Source organism: Chryseobacterium sp. Chry.R1 (assembly GCF_039645525.1).
GTDB classification, from domain to species: domain Bacteria; phylum Bacteroidota; class Bacteroidia; order Flavobacteriales; family Weeksellaceae; genus Chryseobacterium; species Chryseobacterium proteolyticum.
Genome location: NZ_CP151793.1, coordinates 1,290,368 through 1,305,035 on the forward strand (window position 1 = coordinate 1,290,368; position 14,668 = coordinate 1,305,035).

Annotated in this window: 16 protein-coding genes; 5 read left to right on the plus strand and 11 right to left on the minus strand. The window is 35.8% G+C overall.

The window, feature by feature from the left end; translation table 11 throughout:
• The first annotated feature begins 107 nt into the window (after positions 1-107).
• Complete coding sequence (locus tag AAEU33_RS06055) at positions 108-1,103, plus strand: enolase C-terminal domain-like protein (protein WP_345991424.1); 996 nt, start codon at positions 108-110, stop codon at positions 1,101-1,103.
• 16 nt (positions 1,104-1,119) lie between these two features.
• On the opposite strand, the gene AAEU33_RS06060 is transcribed toward AAEU33_RS06055, so the two are convergent.
• Both AAEU33_RS06060 and AAEU33_RS06065 read right to left on the minus strand, forming a co-directional pair.
• Positions 1,120-1,407 (minus strand): cytochrome C, encoded by a 288-nt coding sequence (locus AAEU33_RS06060; protein WP_172281318.1) that lies wholly within the window; start codon positions 1,405-1,407, stop codon positions 1,120-1,122.
• A 20-nt stretch (positions 1,408-1,427) separates the two neighbouring features.
• The gene (locus AAEU33_RS06065) at positions 1,428-1,721 is read right to left on the minus strand and encodes a cytochrome c (RefSeq protein WP_273650063.1); all 294 of its coding nucleotides are present in this window, start codon (positions 1,719-1,721) and stop codon (positions 1,428-1,430) included.
• Positions 1,722-1,862: 141 nt separating this feature from the next.
• On the opposite strand from AAEU33_RS06065, the gene meaB reads away from it, so the two are divergent.
• Positions 1,863-2,858, plus strand: coding sequence for a methylmalonyl Co-A mutase-associated GTPase MeaB (meaB, locus tag AAEU33_RS06070; RefSeq protein WP_345991427.1), 996 nt, complete (start codon positions 1,863-1,865; stop codon positions 2,856-2,858).
• Here meaB and AAEU33_RS06075 read toward each other — a convergent pair.
• Entirely contained in the window at positions 2,855-3,394 is a 540-nt protein-coding gene (locus AAEU33_RS06075; RefSeq protein WP_345991429.1) for a DUF4251 domain-containing protein, read from the minus strand. The two genes, meaB and AAEU33_RS06075, sit on opposite strands and share 4 nt — an antisense overlap.
• 106 nt (positions 3,395-3,500) lie before the next feature.
• Here AAEU33_RS06075 and AAEU33_RS06080 point away from each other — a divergent pair, with 106 nt between their 5' ends.
• Positions 3,501-4,307 (plus strand): M48 family metallopeptidase, encoded by an 807-nt coding sequence (locus AAEU33_RS06080; protein ID WP_345991431.1) that lies wholly within the window; start codon positions 3,501-3,503, stop codon positions 4,305-4,307.
• A gap of 65 nt (positions 4,308-4,372) precedes the next feature.
• Positions 4,373-4,684: a hypothetical protein gene (locus AAEU33_RS06085; RefSeq protein ID WP_172281309.1), complete on the plus strand. Its 312-nt coding sequence runs from the start codon at positions 4,373-4,375 to the stop codon at positions 4,682-4,684.
• Positions 4,685-4,722: 38 nt separating this feature from the next.
• On the opposite strand, the gene AAEU33_RS06090 is transcribed toward AAEU33_RS06085, so the two are convergent.
• Genes AAEU33_RS06090 through pgi form a run of 7 tightly spaced genes read right to left on the minus strand, consistent with a single transcriptional unit; the run spans position 4,723 to position 11,535 of the window.
• On the minus strand, positions 4,723-5,340 hold the full coding sequence (locus AAEU33_RS06090; protein ID WP_172281307.1) for an outer membrane beta-barrel protein: 618 nt from the start codon (positions 5,338-5,340) through the stop codon (positions 4,723-4,725).
• Positions 5,324-6,139 (minus strand): ATP-binding cassette domain-containing protein, encoded by an 816-nt coding sequence (locus AAEU33_RS06095; protein ID WP_172281305.1) that lies wholly within the window; start codon positions 6,137-6,139, stop codon positions 5,324-5,326. The genes AAEU33_RS06090 and AAEU33_RS06095 overlap by 17 nt, the downstream gene beginning before the upstream one ends.
• A complete protein-coding gene (locus tag AAEU33_RS06100) occupies positions 6,139-6,891 on the minus strand; it encodes an ABC transporter permease (protein WP_172281304.1) in 753 nt (250 codons plus the stop codon). Before AAEU33_RS06100 ends, AAEU33_RS06095 begins: the two co-directional genes overlap by 1 nt.
• Positions 6,892-6,925: 34 nt before the next feature.
• On the minus strand, positions 6,926-8,296 hold the full coding sequence (locus AAEU33_RS06105) for an exopolysaccharide biosynthesis polyprenyl glycosylphosphotransferase (protein ID WP_345991434.1): 1,371 nt from the start codon (positions 8,294-8,296) through the stop codon (positions 6,926-6,928).
• 43 nt (positions 8,297-8,339) lie between these two features.
• A complete protein-coding gene (locus AAEU33_RS06110; RefSeq protein WP_345991436.1) occupies positions 8,340-8,969 on the minus strand; it encodes a 7-carboxy-7-deazaguanine synthase QueE in 630 nt (209 codons plus the stop codon).
• A 7-nt stretch (positions 8,970-8,976) separates the two neighbouring features.
• Complete coding sequence (locus AAEU33_RS06115; protein WP_172281290.1) at positions 8,977-9,861, minus strand: bifunctional 5,10-methylenetetrahydrofolate dehydrogenase/5,10-methenyltetrahydrofolate cyclohydrolase; 885 nt, start codon at positions 9,859-9,861, stop codon at positions 8,977-8,979.
• Positions 9,862-9,894: 33 nt separating this feature from the next.
• The gene (gene pgi / locus AAEU33_RS06120) at positions 9,895-11,535 is read right to left on the minus strand and encodes a glucose-6-phosphate isomerase (protein ID WP_345991438.1); all 1,641 of its coding nucleotides are present in this window, start codon (positions 11,533-11,535) and stop codon (positions 9,895-9,897) included.
• A 350-nt stretch (positions 11,536-11,885) separates the two neighbouring features.
• Here pgi and AAEU33_RS06125 point away from each other — a divergent pair, with 350 nt between their 5' ends.
• Positions 11,886-13,625 (plus strand): T9SS type A sorting domain-containing protein, encoded by a 1,740-nt coding sequence (locus AAEU33_RS06125; RefSeq protein WP_345991440.1) that lies wholly within the window; start codon positions 11,886-11,888, stop codon positions 13,623-13,625.
• A 99-nt stretch (positions 13,626-13,724) separates the two neighbouring features.
• Here the strand turns inward: AAEU33_RS06125 and AAEU33_RS06130 are convergent, their stop codons facing one another.
• The gene (locus tag AAEU33_RS06130) at positions 13,725-14,633 is read right to left on the minus strand and encodes a DUF4349 domain-containing protein (protein WP_345991442.1); all 909 of its coding nucleotides are present in this window, start codon (positions 14,631-14,633) and stop codon (positions 13,725-13,727) included.
• Positions 14,634-14,668: the final 35 nt, after the last annotated feature.

Sequence of the window (14,668 nt, forward strand, 5' to 3'; positions counted from 1 at the left end):
TTTCAAGAGCACTTTTACTTTCGAAATTCTGTCTGATGGCTTTGTCATTCTGGAGATTGGAGAGTATTGTTGATCTTTTGAGACAGCTTTTTTTGTAGCTTTAATGTATGGAACTGCGTTTTGAAATCAAATCCCTTCGATTAAAAGAAACTTTCTCAATAGCTTATGGTAATTATAACACCAGAGAAAGTTTGCTTATCGAATTATCTCACCATAATTGTAAAGGATATGGAGAGTGTGTTGCCATTGACTATTATAAGATTAATCTGACTATGTTGGTTTCAAAATTAAATGAAATCCGTTCCGGAATTGAAGCACGGAAAATTGAACACCCAAAAGAATTTTATCAGTTTCTTTCTTTTTCAGATTTACACCCCTTTTTAAAATCTGCCTTAGATTGTGCCTATTGGGACCTTTTCGGAAAACTTGAAAATAAAAGTTTTATGGAGCTCAATGATCTTTCTTCAACAAATTTAGTGGATAGTTCCATTACTATATCTGTAGGAACTATCGGTGAGCAAATCGAAAAAATCGAAAAAAGCAGCTGGAATAAGTTTAAGGTGAAATGCAGTGGTTTACAAAAGGATGGTGTGACCAGACTTTTACAATTGGACAGGAATATCGCTCTGGATTCGAATGCCAGCTTTACGGATGATGATTGTTTATGGCTTCAGGGAAATTCCGATGTGCGAAAATTCACATACCTTGAGCAGCCAAGACCTGTCGGTCATTATCAGGTTTTAGAAAAAAATGCTTATGCTAACTGGATGGCAGACGAGGACTGTCAGGAGATAGATTCTTTAGAAACTTTAATAACTTATTATAAAAGTGTCAATATCAAATTAATGAAATGCGGAGGTTTGACACCTGCTTTAGAAATGATAAGAAAAGCCAGAAGTTCAGGTTACAAAGTAATGATAGGATGCATGACAGAATCTACAGTTGGGATTTCTGCAGGGTGTGTTTTAACCGGACTTGTCGATTACGCTGATCTCGACGGAGCAAATCTGATCTCCAATGATTACGCTACTGGGAACTTTGTAGAAAAGGGTACCATAATTTTATCGGAAAAACCTGGATTGGGAATAGAGCTAAAAAAATAAGCTTTCATTTGAAAGCTTATTTTTTATTTACAGAAATCAGATAATCATACACCATTTGATGCTGATCATCAGTCAGTTTAGCTTTTGGAGCCATTCTGCTTAACGTTTTGATCCATCCCTGGTCGTCGTGTTTTGCAGGATCCGGTAATTGATGGCATTTGTTGCAGGAATTTTCAAAAATGGTTTTCCCCTGAGTCAGTTGTTCAGAAGCTGTATACTTCGGTCCTGTTACCGCTACACTTTTCGGTCCGCACGAAACCATAAATGCAGATCCTAAAACAATACTTAAAACTAACTTTTTCATTGTAATATTTTTAGATGTGATTATTTTTTTACAGAAACAATATAATCATATACCCATTGATGCTGCTCGTCAGTGAGTTTCGCTTTTGGAGCCATAGAGTTCATAATTCCTACCCATTGAACCGGATTATGTGATGTGGGATCCGGTAGTTTATGACATCTGGTACAAGAGCTTTCAAAAATGGTCTTTCCCTGAGCGATTTGTTCAGCAGTAGATACTGCAGGGCCTATAGCTGAAGTTGCTGTTGATGATTTTGAGGTGCATGATGATACCAGAACAGCAGTAAAAAATGCTATAGCGATTATTTTTTTCATTGTTTCTTATATTTGATTGATAACAAATGTAGCAAATTCCTTATGCTATTGATAAAATCAGGTGTAGTTTTAATTTAGAAGAAATAAAATTAAAAGAGCTTTATGAGGTAGTTTGATGCTTATTTTTATATTTTTGACCTAATGAAATTTTCAACAGAAGACTTGGTGGAAGGAATACGATCAGGAAATAAACGTCTGATCGCAAAAGCTATTACTTTAGTTGAAAGCAAAAAAGCCGAACATCGCCTCCAGGCAGACGAATTGCTGAAGGCAATTATGCCATTTACGGGAAATTCCATACGGATCGGAATTACTGGAGTTCCGGGGGCAGGAAAATCTACTTTCATTGAAAATTTTGGACGACTGGCTATTGCTCATGATAAAAAAGTGGCAGTTCTTGCTATTGATCCGAGCTCGGCAATTAACAAAGGAAGCATTCTTGGAGATAAAACAAGGATGGAAGAGCTGGCAAAAGAAGAAAACGCTTTTATCAGGCCTTCCCCGAGTTCCGGATTTTTAGGAGGTGTTGCCAATACAACCTTTGAAACCATGATGATCTGTGAAGCTGCAGGATATGATTATATCCTTATTGAAACTGTAGGGGTGGGACAATCTGAAGTTCTGGTTGCCGATATTACGGACGTATTCCTGTTTCTTAAGATTATTGGTGGAGGAGATGAGCTTCAGGGAATCAAAAGAGGGATCATGGAGATGGTAGATATTATTTTTATTAACAAAGTTGACGAAAGTAATTTACAAAAAGCAAAAACCACCAAACTTGAATTAAAAAGAGCGCTTGATTTTATTCCCCCAAAAGAAAAAGGCTGGAAAGTTCCTATTTTATTGGGTTCTGCACTTCATAATGCAGGCCTGGATGAAATCTACGGTACAATAGCTGAATTTATTGATCTTAAAAAAAAGGCCGGAACATTTGATGAAATCAGAATTCAACAGGCAGAAAAGCGGTTTGAATATTGGGTTCAGGAATATATTTTAGCCATGATGAAGAAGAGTGATTCCGTAGAAGAAGCTTATTTGCATCATAAAAAAAATGCTTCAGCAATGGTTTCCAACCCAAGTACTGAAGCTAAATTGTTTGTAGAAAGATTTTTATCTAACGGGACCCGTGAAGATTAAGGAGCAGGTTCAGGGTCGTTCTTAGAAACAAATCCATCATATGATATAGGCTGTCTGTCATTACTTCGTACAGAAGTAAATGCTTTTCCGTTTTTATAAACCTCAATAATGATCTCGTCTACATTGTTTACATCATTGGGCTTAACTCTTACAATCCAGTTTCCTTTTTTATTCTGAGATTTATTGACCGTATAATCTTTCGAAGTGAACCTGTAGCTGTTATTGCTGGTATTACCATAAGTAGGATTAAATAGTCTTCCGAAATAAGGAAGGGTAACTTCTAACTTGTTTTTTCTCAGTTCTACCGTGTAGTTGCCGTTAAGCTGAAGAATTCTTGTCGATGTTGAGTTGGGCATAGAATTCATAATGTTGATGACATCATAGTTGGTAGGGTTTGCCCGTTCTGCGTGGAACGTAAATTCCTGCGAATTAATCAGCAAATCCGTAGTTTTAGAATCGCCGGTATTTTGTGAAGAACAACTTTGAAAAAAGAAGATAAATCCCAAAATATATATAAGTGAAATATATTTTTTCATGACCTTAATAATTATTAAATTTAAATAGCAAAATGTATGCAAATATATAGGTTGTAAAACTTTTTGGAATAATAATTGTTAAAGTTGAATTATTAACACTTAAACTATGAAATTAACTTATCTATTAGGAATAGGAGCAATTGCTTTATCAGTTGTAGCTTGTACCACGAACCCTATTACGGGTAGATCTTCGTTGCAGTTGGCAAATAATTCTGAAATATTAACGATGTCATCTCAGGAGTATAGAACAACATTGTCCAAATCAAAGATTATAACAGGGACGGCAGATGCTAAAAGAGTGGTAAATGTAGGAACAAGAATAAAAGGAGCTGCTGAAAGATACTATCAGAGTATCGGAAGATCTGCAGATCTGGCAAACTATAGCTGGGAGTTTAACCTTCTTCAGAGTAATGAATTAAACGCCTGGTGTATGCCTGGTGGAAAGGTAGCTGTATATACAGGAATATTACCGGTAACTAAAAATGATAACGGACTGGCAGTAGTTTTAGGCCATGAGGTTTCTCATGCTTTGGCAGGACATGGAAATGAAAGAATTTCCCAGGCAATGGTAGCGCAATACGGCGGGACTATTTTAGGCGGAACTATTTCTAATTCCCAATGGGCTAATATTTTCCAGAAAGTATATCCGATTGGTTCGCAGGTAGCTTTGTTAAAATATGGAAGAAATCAGGAGTCGGAAGCTGATCAGATGGGATTGTATCTGATGTCTATGGCCGGATATGATCCAAGGGAGGCAATTCCTTTCTGGAACAGAATGGAAGCTGCATCTTCTGGAAGCAGACAGCCGGAGTTTCTTTCTACTCACCCAAGTCCGGGAACGAGAATATCAGATATTCAAAAAGATTTACCAAAAGCATTGGAATATTATAAAAATGCAGGTGGGAAAATTTAATCAAATTCAGCTTTGCTAAAATTTCACTACATTAGTAAAGACTAAATCACCAAAAACACAACATTATGAAAAGTATATCAATTACAGGCCTTATACTTTTAGCAGTATCAGCTTTACTTTTTTATTTAACAACAGACTTTGCTGTTGAACAGATCAAGCTTTCTCATATTATGGGAATTATGGGGGGAATCGGGATTGGGCTTATCATAGGTGGAATGGTAGGCTATCTGAGTAAAGGATCTGCTATTAAAGAAGAGCAAAGAAGAAGGGAATTTAAGCAGCTACAGAAAGAGAAAGAAGAGTTGGAAAAACACGCTGTGGAAATTGCAAAACGACAAACAGAATTAGAGAACCAAAATAAAAATCCTCAGGTATAATACCTGAGGATTTTTTAATAGTTGTTATTTTCTTTCGGTTAAAATTTATAACCCAAACCTACCATAAAGAGATTAGGGCGATTATCATATCTGATTTCTTCACCAGATACTCTGTTTACAAAATTTCTTTGATCTTTACTAAATGCACCTTCATATCTTGCGTTGATAAGAAGTTTTTTAATTTCAAGCTGAGCTCCGAACTGGTATCCTACAGTAAAATTATCTCTAGCATTTTCTTTAAAATCATTAAATGTATCCTCCTTAGCCAGGTTATAGCTGGCAACAGGCCCAATGAATACACCCAGCATGTCTCCTAATACTTTATGACCTACAAGTACCGGTAAATCGATACGGTTGTTTTTAACATCGAATGTAGTATTGGAAACAGGATCCGTAAATTCATTTTTAAAGGTGGTGTAATACAATTCCGGCATCAGGAAAAATGCCATCGGAAGGTTAGCTTTTAATGAAAGTCCAATATTAAATCCTACATTATTCTTTCCCTTATTGTCTATTGCCGCACTTGCCGTATTGGAGATATTTTTCCACGATGGAGATCCTGTTGGAAAAATTAAGTTTGCCTTACCTGCAAGAGAAATCTGTGCAGAAGCAAACATCGAAAGGCTTAATAGCGCTATACTAAATATTTGTTTCATTTTCGTCTAGTTTTGTGATCGTATTATCAATAGTTTTATTATTTTCAAGTAAATACACTCTCAATTCTTTAAATAGCTCTGAAGAATAAACGAAGTCAATAAGATTTTTATTGCCTGCTGTAATCAGAATGTCTTTATTTCCTTCCCACTCTTTAATTCCTAATCTCAGATAGACAATCTTTTCACCTATCGTCATTACGGAGTTCATATCGTGTGTATTAATGATCGTTGTTGTGTTATATTCTTTTGTTATTTCGAGCAGTAGATCATCTATTACATTGGATGTATAGGGATCCAGTCCTGAATTTGGCTCATCACAAAACAAGTATTTAGGATTGTTCACAATGGCTCTTGCAATGGCCACCCGTTTTTGCATTCCTCCGGAAATTTCGGATGGAAATTTTTTGTTGGCTTTATCGAGATGTACTCTTCCAATAACTTCAAAAACTCTTTTTTTCTTTTCCCTGAAACTTAAATTGGTAAACATATCAAGAGGAAACATAATGTTTTCCTCCACTGTCAGAGAGTCAAACAAAGCGCTTCCCTGGAATACCGTTCCGATTTCCGATCGCAGGTGCTGCTTTTCTTCACGGGTCATTGTATTGATGTCTTTACCATCAAAAAGAATTTCACCTGAGGAAGGCTGATATACATTTAATAAACTCTTAAGAAATACTGTTTTTCCCGATCCACTTTGCCCGATAATCAGATTTACTTTCCCTTTATCAAAAGAAGTTGAAATTCCTTTAAGTACTTCAACATCATCAAAACTTTTTTTAAGATTTTTTACCTCAATCATTAGCTTAATATTAATTGGGTTAATATTAATTCGGAAATGATAATAAATACCATTGTCCAAACCACGGCTTGTGTACTCGCTCTACCTACTTCCAGTGAACCACCTTTTACGAAGTAACCGAAGTATGAAGGAACTGTTGCAATAACAAAAGCGAAAACGATCGTTTTTATAAATGCATAGTAAACGAATAAATTAGGCATATACATCTGTATCCCCGTAATATAATCGGATTCCGTCCAGTTTCCTGTTAAAATTCCGGCAATATATCCACCGCCTATACCAAACACAATACTGATTGCAATAAGAAGCGGGTTAAAAATGATACACGCAATTATTTTAGGGAGTATCAGAAAATTGGGTGAGTTAACTCCCATGATATCCAATGCGTCGATTTGTTCTGAAACCCTCATTGTACCTATACTGGATGCAATATATGAGCCTACTTTTCCCGCCAGAATCAAACTGATAATGGTGGGTGAAAATTCCAGTACAAGCACTGCTTTTGTAGCGTATCCCACGAACGAAGTAGGAATGGGAAATGAAGAAGCATCAAAGTTGTTGAACATTTGGATGGCAACTACCGCTCCCACGAATATAGATGTAAAGATAACCAACCCGAATGAGTTGACCCCTAAATCATTGATTTCTCTCATGAACAGCTTCCAGAAAACCCTCATTTTCTGAGGTTTTTGCATAGATTTACCAAGAAGAATAATGTATTCCCCTACGGCTGTGAAAAACTTTTTTAACATTCTGCTAAATTAGACTTTTTTTATTAAGCATTCTTTATTTTGCGTTTTTATCTCCACCTAAAACCAGTAAAATAGTTTTCAAAATGATGATAAGATCCAGGATGAAGCTCCAGTTTCTCACATAGAAGGCATCAGCCAGTATCCGCTTTTTCATTTCAACCTCCACATCCCCGGAATCACCCCTGAGCCCGTTTACCTGTGCAAGACCTGTAATCCCTGGATTTACAGTACTTCTAAGACTATATCTCCCTATTTTGGGTTTATAATAATTATCTACTGCCAGCATATGAGGACGTGGTCCTACAATTGACATCTCTCCCCTTAATACATTAATAAACTGTGGCATCTCATCCAGGCTTGTTTTTCTGAGAAACTTACCAATCCCTGTGATCCTTGCGTCATTTTCCGATGTTGTTCTCGTTGTTGACTCATCATTCACCACCATTGTTCTGAATTTTATACAGCTAAATACTTCTTCATGAAAACCATATCTTTTCTGTATGAAAAAAACAGGCCCTTTTGACGTCAGCTTGATAAAAATTGCAATTATCGGAAATAACCAGAAGCAGATACCTATCATAACCACAAGTGAAAAAACGATATCAAACAATCTTTTTAAAAGGTAATTGGAATAATAATCCAAAGGATATTTTGCCTGATTGAGAACCGGCTGAGTCTCTACATATCCCAGGTCGTAAGTAAAAAGATCAGTCTGAGATATATTAGGGATCAGCGAAATATGCACCTTGCTTGCTTCAGCTAATCTGAAAATTTCATCCTCCATCTGAGAGGTAAATGTATTTTCCAGTGGCAGAAATAATGTATGTATTCCATTGCTCTTCCAGAAGGACTGAAGCTCTTGGGTCTGAATTATTTCAGTAGGGTATTCAAAAATTCTGTATCCGAAATCTTTCCTTTCATTCAATATGTTTTTCAAAACATTCGTAGAGCTGTTCTCACTTAGAAACATCACATTCCTGTTGTTAATTCCTATAGATCTCAGGTATTTTATACCAAAATAAATAATGGATTTTGTAATCAATATAAAAGAAAACAGGTACAGCGACAACCAAGAAAGCTCTGAACTGAAAAATTTATTATTACTTACCTTTCTTATCAATACAAGACCAATTACAAACAATATAAAATGAGTAACGATACGTTCTATAAAAGTAGTGTAGGTAAGGTTTCTTCTTATATTGTAAATTTTGGTTCTTCCACTCAGCAGAACCCAAAAAGAGATCAACAAAAGCAAGGGGAACGAATTTTCGTACCAGATATCCTTGTCGTGTATAAGATCCCGGTTCCTGCTTAAAAAAAAGAAAATAAAAACAGATGCAATAACCAAAAGGTCAAGCAAAAGGATGATCGATTTTAAATATCTAGAGTATCGAATTCTCTGCATCTATCGCTATATAAGGGATGTCAGGAGCTAAGATATGTAATTTTTACGGGATATTAAGATATTTATGCGTCTGAACTGAGGCCTGCCATTCCGGATTTGCTAAAATGAAATCAGTAATTTTCGGATACATTTCATCACGTTTACTCCATTCACTTTGAAGATATAGCTTACAATCTTTTGAAACCTTAGCCGCTTGCTCCTGTGCAAATGCAAAATCGTGATTATTGAAAATAATTACCTTCAGTTCACTGGCTTTCTCATATATATCTTCTTTTGGAAGACCTGTTTTCTTTGGAGAAAGGGTGATCCAGTCCAGTTGTCCGCTTACAGGATAAGCCCCCGAAGTTTCAATGTGTATGGTACATCCCAATTCCTTTAGCTTGGAGGTTAAAATATCCAGGTTCCACATCAAAGGTTCACCACCGGTTAAAACGATGGTTTTACAATGTTTTGCTGCTGTTTCTGCAATTTCTTCCGCATTCATCAATGGGTGAAGATCAGGATTCCAGCTTTCCTTTACATCACACCAATGGCAACCCACATCGCAGCCACCCAATCTTATAAAATAAGCGGCTTTTCCTGTGTGTGCTCCTTCACCTTGTAAAGTGTAAAAATGCTCCATCACAGGGAGCATTTTACCTTCATTTAATAAAATATCTTCTTCTTTATTCATTTTTAAATTAGTCGTTATAGACTGAAGTTTTATAAGCAATGATGGTGTTTTTCATCAACATAGCTCTTGTCATGGGACCAACTCCTCCGGGAACAGGTGTAATCCAGCTCGCTTTTGCAGCACAGCTGTCAAAATCTACATCACCTGCCAGATAATATCCTTTTGGAGAGTCATCATCCACTCTGGTAATTCCTACATCTACAATTACAGCACCGTCTTTAATCATTTCACCCTTTAAGAAATGAGGATCTCCCAAAGCTGTAATGACAATGTCTGCTTTTTTAGTATATTCTTCAATGTCCTTAGTATAAGAGTGTGTAAGGGTAACAGTAGAATTTCCAGGGAAGTCTTTTCTTCCCATCAAAATACTCATGGGTCTCCCTACGATTTTACTTCTTCCGATAATTACACAATCTTTACCTTTAGTTTCAATATTATATCTTTCTAACAATGTTAAAATTCCAAAAGGGGTAGCAGGTAAGAATGTATCCATTTCCAATGCCATTTTCCCGAAATTTTCAGGATGGAATCCATCAACATCTTTTCTTGGATCAATAGCATTAATGATTTTCTCCTGATCAATCTGATCCGGTAAAGGTAACTGAACGATGAATCCATCCACAGCTTTAGATTTATTCAGCTCATCGATTTTTTCCAGTAATTCAGATTCGGAAACCGTACTTGGGAATTTAATAAGGCTGGATTGAAAACCTACTTCCTCGCAATCCTTTACTTTAGCATTTACATAAGCCTTGCTTGCTCCGTTGTTTCCAACAAGGATGGCCACCAAATGAGGTGCTCTTCTTTTGCTTTCAAGAATCTTTTCAACTTCTGTCTTGATTTCTGCTTTTATTTCTTTGGATACTTTTAGTCCGTCAAGAATTTCTGCCATTTTACTTTTTTATTAGATATTTACTTTCTTTATTTATTTATTGTCCTTATAATAATTGATCAGCCCGTTAGTCGAACTATCGTGTGACCCAATAGTTGCATCATTCTCCAGTTCAGGTAGAATTTTGTTGGCTAATACCTTTCCAAGCTCTACTCCGAATTGATCAAAACTGAAGATATTCCAGATCACTCCCTGAACAAAGATTTTATGCTCATACATTGCTATTAACTGGCCTAATGAAAAAGGAGTTAATTCTTTGAATAATATGGAGTTAGTTGGTGTGTTTCCGTGGAAGACCTTGAAGTTTAACAGCCTTTCTATTTCCTCATCCGATTTTCCTGAATTTCTTAATTCTTCCTCTACTTCTTCTTCATTTTTTCCAAAAGCAAGCGCTTCCGTCTGAGCGAAAAAGTTAGCCAGTAGTTTGTCCTGGTGATCAGAAACCTTATTACTACTTTTTGCATAGGCTATAAAATCAGCAGGAATTAATTCCGTACCCTGGTGGATCAGCTGATAGAATGCATGCTGTCCATTCGTTCCTGGCTCTCCCCAGATAATAGGACCTGTTTCATATTCCACAAATTCACCATTTCTGTCTACGCATTTTCCGTTGCTTTCCATATCTCCCTGTTGTAAGTACGCAGCAAATCTGTCAAGATACTGGGAATAAGGCAAAATAGCATAAGTAGTTGCAGCATAAAAATTACGGTACCAGATGCCAATGAGACCCATTAAAACCGGAATATTTTCTGAAAAGTCCGTGTTCTGGAAGTGTTGATCGGTATCAAAAGCTCCTTTTAACAATTCTTCGAAGTTTTCATAACCTACTGCCAGAACAATACTTAGTCCGATAGCACTCCAAAGAGAATATCTTCCGCCAACCCAGTCCCAGAATTCAAAGATGTTATCTTCTGCGATTCCGAAGCTTTTAACTGCTTCGATATTAGTGGATAAAGCTACGAAATGTTTGGCAACGTCATCCTGCTTTCCAGCTTGTAAAAACCAATCTTTTGCAGAATTGGCATTAGTCATTGTTTCCTGGGTTGTAAAAGTTTTGGAAGCAACGACAAACAGAGTTGTTTCAGGATTTAAATTTTTAACGACTTCTGCAATATGGTTTCCGTCCACATTAGATACGAAATGAACGTCCAGCCTTGTTTTGAAGTGTTTTAGCGCAGAGCATACCATCACAGGACCAAGGTCAGAGCCTCCGATTCCGATATTAACTACATCCGTGATTTCTTTTCCGCTGAATCCTTTGTGTTCTCCGGAAATTATTTTCTCGGAAAAAGATTTCATATGGTCAAGGACTCTTCTGATGTGAGGCTTTACATTTTCTCCATCTACCAAAATTTCCTTATCCGAAAAATCCCTTAAAGCTGTATGAAGAACTGCTCTCCCTTCTGTTTCATTGATTTTGTCACCACTAAACATTTTAGAAATGGCGTCTTTTAGCTGGCATTCTTCAGCTAAATTCAACAACAATTCTTTAGTCCTTGAATCCATCAGGTTTTTAGAGTAATCAAAAAGAAAATTTTCTTTTTTTATTGAGAACTCTTCAAAACGATTTTCATTGTATGCGAAAAGGGTTCTTAAGTCGAAATCATTTCCTGCAAAGTGTTCATCAAGGGCTTTCCAGCTGTTGGTGTGTATGGGATTTATTTTTGATAGCATATGTTCAAAGTTAAAATTCTAGGTTGAAAATCAATAAATTTAATGGAATCTTGAGATTAAAATGCAAATTTAAGGAAAAATAAAACCTCCGGAAAAAATTGGCCATGGTAAAATGTAAAATTATGGTGATCATCCGGATGTTGTATCCTTTTCATGATTGTTGTGGCAGGAAGTGAGATTAATATTTGTTAATTTTCAATATATTATAAATTGATAATTAGTTTTTTACGGGAACCTTTGTATATTTATACGCCGTTACGTAATTCTGAATAATGCATCTCTCGCATTAACCACAAAGCCTTTTAAAAGAGGTGAAACCGTGAATACATATCACTTAAATATATCGTTAAATGAAAAAAATTATTAAAATTACAGTATTATTACTGGTGTATAACCTGGGATTCGGCCAGACCAATTATTATGTAGATAAAGCAAACGGAAGCGATAACAATAACGGAAGCAGCACTGCTCCATGGAAAACAATACAAAAAGCAGCCACTAAGGCTACTCCAAACAGTATTGTGAATATTAAGGCAGGTACTTATTACGAAAATGTTGTTATCAACGTAAGTGGAACCAGTGGAAACTATATTACTTTTAAAAATTATGCCAATGATAATGTAATCATTGACGGAACAAATACCCCGGGAAGTACTCTGTTGACGGTGACGAATAAAAGTTTTCTGAAATTTGAAAACCTGACCATCCAAAACAAAACAGTAAATGATGCGCAGGGAGTGCTTGTTCAAACAACGGGAATCGGTTCATCTACAGATCTCACGTTCAAAAACATAACGGTTACAAAAATTAATTGGAATGCAAATAAAGATATACCGGTTAATCCTAATAATAATGCGCAGGGCTTTATTGTGTATGGTCGTAATGGCGGAATTACCAATCTTACGATAGACGAATGTAAGGTGTTTAATAATATTTTGGGTTATAGTGAAGCATTGGCTGTAAATGGAAATATAGATGGATTTATAGTCAAAAATTGCAAGGTATACGATAATACAAATATAGGAATTGATATCCTAGGACATGAGGGTACAGCATCAAATACGTCATTAGATGAAGCCAGAAATGGAGTAGTGATTAATAATGAGTGTTATAATAATGTTGCAAAGTATGCAACTTCCGCAGGGATTTATGTTGATGGCGCGAGGAATATTACTATAGAAAGAAATAAAAGTTATCAAAATGGATATGGAATTGAGGTCGGAGCTGAGAGAGATGGGATTGTTCAGCAAATTACTGTAAAAAACAATTTAATATATAAAAATAAAGAAGCAGGGCTTTCGATAGGAGGGTTTGATGATAATACTACAGGTCAGGTTATTAATAGTGTTATCCGAAACAATACATTTTTACAAAACGACACTGCGAATAAAGGGTCTGGAGAAATTTCGATGAGCAAAGCTTCTAATTGTACTTTTGAGAACAATATTTTTTACACTGGTCCAGAAAATTTATTGATGTTTATAGATAACAAGAGTCCACAATCGAACAATACTTTTAATTATAATTGTTGGTATACTCCAAATAATGATCAAAATGATATCGCAGTAGATTGGAGAGGAACAACCTATGATACATTTGCAGCGTATAGATCTGCAACTGGCCAGGACGCCAATTCTCTTTATGCTAATCCAAGTTTGGTATCCATTTCAAGTACACCACCTATTGTAAAATTAAATGCAGCAAGTGTTTGTATAAATAAGGGAAAACCAATTACTGCTATTACTTCAGGAGAATTGGATTTTTATGGAGCTGGGAGAATTTCAAATACAATTATCGATATAGGGGCAAGTGAGTATAGTGCTACATTAGGGACTACAACCAATGAAATTTTAAATTTTGGAATGATTTCCCCTAACCCATCAAGTGGTATTTTTAATTTTGAATTAGATGCAGATAAAAAGCCGTATTTTATAACTGTATATAATATGGGTGGACAAGAATTAAAAAAATATAACTTTTTAACGAACCGGTTTTCCATAGACTTATCGGGGCTTACGGAGGGGACTTACTTTGTTAAAATGCAAAATAAGAATGGAGTGTCTTCTAAAAAAATTATAATAAAAAAATAGCGAGATCATATAAATAGAAGAAAACCTCCGAATAAAATCAGAGGTTTTTAAAATCTAAAATTATGGTGATAACCCAAAGGTTAGGATAGCATTGTGTTATTATGAAATGGGTGGGTTCGTCTTTTGAATAGGTTTTCGTCTTCTGATACAATAGATGATCACTGCTGCGATTAATAAAACCGGCCAAATGGTGATCAGTCCTACTGCAATTTTTTGAATAAGATAAAACCCTTCTACAAAGGCATTCTTAGCATCATAGATAAAATTGAATTTGTATTTATTATCAATATTTTTAGTATTCGTTATGGTAATTTCCGCAATCCGGTACTTAGGTTCTTTAATGTAAATGTCAATTGTACTATATTTCAGATTGTCAGTAACGTCAAGATTAGCGAATTGCTGAAGATTGCCTTCGGACATATTGTCGTCGTCCAGTTTTACCTTGTCCTTGTTATTCTTCAGCTGAGTGATATTTTCACTTGTTTTTTTGATCCTTCTTCCTTCTAGTTCTGCGTATTTTATGCTCGATGTTACATCTTCTGCATTGATTGATCGAAAGTTTAGGAATAGCTTTTTGTTGTTAATCAAGGTTAAGAATTCTCCTAATTTTGGCGTAGGAACACGTACCTGCATAGCATTTTCAGTCTGGTATTTTTTTACAAGTATGGCGTCTTCATTGGAAGTATTATAAGTGTCCTCTGAAATTATATTGCTTCGTAAGTTACTATGTGTAACAAATCCTCCCAGATCCTGCACTGATTTTTCAATTGAAACGGTTGCATCATAAACGTCTTTTACCTCCATATTGACATCTGCAGTTTTAATGAACTGTTTGTCTTTTATCTTCATTGTTGCAGCAGAAGATACACTATCGGATACCATGAACGAAGCAGAGTCTGTAGCATTTGCCGTTTCGTAATCTGCTGCTACCGCTTCTCCTTTTTTACACGAGTAAATACCTAATAAAAGAACAGCAGCCATAGATAATTTAATGTAAGTAGTTTTCATAATATTTATTTTTGTTGATACCAAAGTTCAGATGG

Excerpts from the sequence above, each read along its gene's own strand:
- AAEU33_RS06095 (WP_172281305.1), bottom strand. The coding sequence starts at position 6,139 with ATGATTGAGGTAAAAAATCTTAAAAAAAGTTTTGATGATGTTGAAGTA.
- AAEU33_RS06055 (WP_345991424.1), top strand. The coding sequence starts at position 108 with ATGGAACTGCGTTTTGAAATCAAATCCCTTCGATTAAAAGAAACTTTC.
- AAEU33_RS06115 (WP_172281290.1), bottom strand. The coding sequence starts at position 9,861 with ATGGCAGAAATTCTTGACGGACTAAAAGTATCCAAAGAAATAAAAGCA.
- AAEU33_RS06085 (WP_172281309.1), top strand. The coding sequence starts at position 4,373 with ATGAAAAGTATATCAATTACAGGCCTTATACTTTTAGCAGTATCAGCT.
- meaB (WP_345991427.1), top strand. The coding sequence starts at position 1,863 with ATGAAATTTTCAACAGAAGACTTGGTGGAAGGAATACGATCAGGAAAT.
- AAEU33_RS06100 (WP_172281304.1), bottom strand. The coding sequence starts at position 6,891 with ATGTTAAAAAAGTTTTTCACAGCCGTAGGGGAATACATTATTCTTCTT.
- pgi (WP_345991438.1), bottom strand. The coding sequence starts at position 11,535 with ATGCTATCAAAAATAAATCCCATACACACCAACAGCTGGAAAGCCCTT.
- AAEU33_RS06125 (WP_345991440.1), top strand. The coding sequence starts at position 11,886 with ATGAAAAAAATTATTAAAATTACAGTATTATTACTGGTGTATAACCTG.
- AAEU33_RS06075 (WP_345991429.1), bottom strand. The coding sequence starts at position 3,394 with ATGAAAAAATATATTTCACTTATATATATTTTGGGATTTATCTTCTTT.
- AAEU33_RS06105 (WP_345991434.1), bottom strand. The coding sequence starts at position 8,296 with ATGCAGAGAATTCGATACTCTAGATATTTAAAATCGATCATCCTTTTG.
- AAEU33_RS06065 (WP_273650063.1), bottom strand. The coding sequence starts at position 1,721 with ATGAAAAAAATAATCGCTATAGCATTTTTTACTGCTGTTCTGGTATCA.
- AAEU33_RS06110 (WP_345991436.1), bottom strand. The coding sequence starts at position 8,969 with ATGAATAAAGAAGAAGATATTTTATTAAATGAAGGTAAAATGCTCCCT.
- AAEU33_RS06060 (WP_172281318.1), bottom strand. The coding sequence starts at position 1,407 with ATGAAAAAGTTAGTTTTAAGTATTGTTTTAGGATCTGCATTTATGGTT.
- AAEU33_RS06090 (WP_172281307.1), bottom strand. The coding sequence starts at position 5,340 with ATGAAACAAATATTTAGTATAGCGCTATTAAGCCTTTCGATGTTTGCT.
- AAEU33_RS06130 (WP_345991442.1), bottom strand. The coding sequence starts at position 14,633 with ATGAAAACTACTTACATTAAATTATCTATGGCTGCTGTTCTTTTATTA.
- AAEU33_RS06080 (WP_345991431.1), top strand. The coding sequence starts at position 3,501 with ATGAAATTAACTTATCTATTAGGAATAGGAGCAATTGCTTTATCAGTT.